This window comes from Acinetobacter sp. Swhac1 (assembly GCF_013390985.1).
Classification (GTDB): Bacteria; Pseudomonadota; Gammaproteobacteria; order Pseudomonadales; family Moraxellaceae; genus Acinetobacter; species Acinetobacter towneri.
Genome location: NZ_JACASN010000082.1, coordinates 1 through 2,181 on the forward strand (window position 1 = coordinate 1; position 2,181 = coordinate 2,181).

Annotated in this window: 1 protein-coding gene; it reads right to left on the bottom strand. The window is 32.8% G+C overall.

What is annotated here, in order from left to right:
- Window positions 1-101 precede the first annotated feature (101 nt).
- Window positions 102-1,226, bottom strand: coding sequence for a hypothetical protein (locus tag HX743_RS15880; protein WP_178319661.1), 1,125 nt, complete (start codon window positions 1,224-1,226; stop codon window positions 102-104).
- Window positions 1,227-2,181 lie beyond the last annotated feature (955 nt).

Sequence of the window (2,181 nt, forward strand, 5' to 3'; positions counted from 1 at the left end):
TGTTCCATTTTAGATATTTGTTTAAGATAAGATATAACTCATTGAGATGTGTCATAGTATTCGTCGTTAGAAAACAATTATTATGACATTATTTCAATGAGTTATCTATTTTTGTCGTGTACAGAGATATTTTTATTTAATATTCTATCTCTATCCTTCATATCAGCTACGAATGTTTCTAAATTATCTTTCACGAAAACTATTCTTTGTTCAAAGATTTGCTTTGGAGTAAGTTCATCTAGCTGGAGATTCATATTTTTTGCCCAAATGATAAAAAGATCATCAAACCCTATTAAATTTTCTCCACTTTCCACACGTTCTTGATGGCAGTAATCGATAATAATTCTTTTGGCTTCTTCATGTCTTTTCACTGCTTTAAAAATTTCACTAATCGGTAAAAAATTAATATTATCGCTATCTTCGCTACCTCTAATGTGCATACCTACACATTTAACTTTACCTCGATGGAATCCTACAATTAATCCACCCGACATTCCATTTGTGTTTTCACTCAAATAACTTAACTTTTTGAAAACATGAGTGTAGGTATCCTTCGTCATCACTCCTTTAATAACATCTCTATTAACTATAGTGCTACATGAGTGAATATCGGGATTAAAGCTCATAGTTGCGTTTTCTGAGTCATAGAATATTTCGTTCGATTTTTCCGTAAATCCATTATCGAATAACAATATTCCTTCTTTAAAATCATTTATTTCTAATGTGGCAGTTTTATCGACATCGATCCAAAAATTAATCTCCTGACCAGGCATAGGATTGAATAACTCGACTAAAATTACATCTTTAAAGTCATAGTATTCATGTTCCTCTATGAGATCAGCAATCTCTACGAAATACTTCGGGTATAAGAAGTCATTTATAGATTTAAAGCTATGGTTAGCTCTAGATGTAACCCAAAAGGGTGAAGTATTAGAATTTTCATGATTATCTATATAGTCGAGTAATGTGTGACGCGTCGTTAATAGAAAGTAATTTAATCCTTGCTTTAACAGTATACCTGTTCCTATTCCAGTAAACATTTGATCTTTAAAATGTTCATTTTGATTTTCGGAATATTCTTCAAGAATATGAAAAATTCTTCGTGTCGAATTTCTTAGTATTTCATACTTAGCAAGTGCTTTAGCAAATGCTTGAGGAGTTAGGCGAGGGTGTGAACTTGTTTGCTTGTTCGGTTGCGGTTTTTTTCTACGTTTAGATAGTGGCATGAGAATCTATTTTCTTGGAAAGGCAGTAAGAATATTAATCATATTGATTTGAAATATAAAACATATATAAGCGATGAGGCATATATATCTTCGGATATTAAAAATCATTATGTTAAGAAGACAAATTGTTTAATATTTCACATGGGGGATCAACCGAGCCAATCTGCTAAATATTGCTAACAACAAAGCCGACGATTGAAAGTTGGCTTTTTATTTCGTTGAAAATTTAGATAATTATTCATCAAGATATAGAGCCTAGCGAACGAGTGTTGAAGCAGGGTGAAATAGAAAATAAAGCTATACATTGGTATATTTAATTAAAATATCTTTTAATATCATGGTGTTATTGTTTGGATATAGTTCTGACCCTCGGGACCATATAAAGGAAAAGCCCTCAAGCATATTAAGACTTGGGGGTTTTTTATTGTCTGAAATTAATAACTTATATCAAATCCCTAGAAAATTTTCGATGATTCTATTAGCCACATATCAGGTGGTCACTTCGTAAAATGAGTACCCGATCTTTGTTTGGATACTCATGGTGGAATCAGATGTTAAGCTTAAATTATTAGATCAATACAATAATCAAATGTGATTGATCGGGTGTCTTATAGGGCTTGTGGTACTTAAAAGCTTTATTAACTATCTAAAGCTACTTTGATGACATCTGCAATTGTCTCAGTGGTGACGCCTCTTTTTCGAGCATTCTCAGAATGGAACCAAGTTGCTAAGTCTTTATTGCCTTTAGATGCATTGCAGCCAACACAGCACAATGCAATATTGGATAAGGTTGTTATTCTTATATCGTTGATAATGTGTTCCCAAGACTGTTAGCGGCAGTGTAAAAATGACCCCCTAATGGCATTTAAAAACTGACCCCCTTGGTTAATATAGCGGTCATTTTGGACTGCTCAACATGTTAACTTTGGAGCAAGCAGTGACAATCCAAATACTT

What these genes read in the sequence shown, in the direction of transcription:
- HX743_RS15880 (WP_178319661.1), bottom strand. Translation starts at nt 1,226, where the DNA reads ATGCCACTATCTAAACGTAGAAAAAAACCGCAACCGAACAAGCAAACA.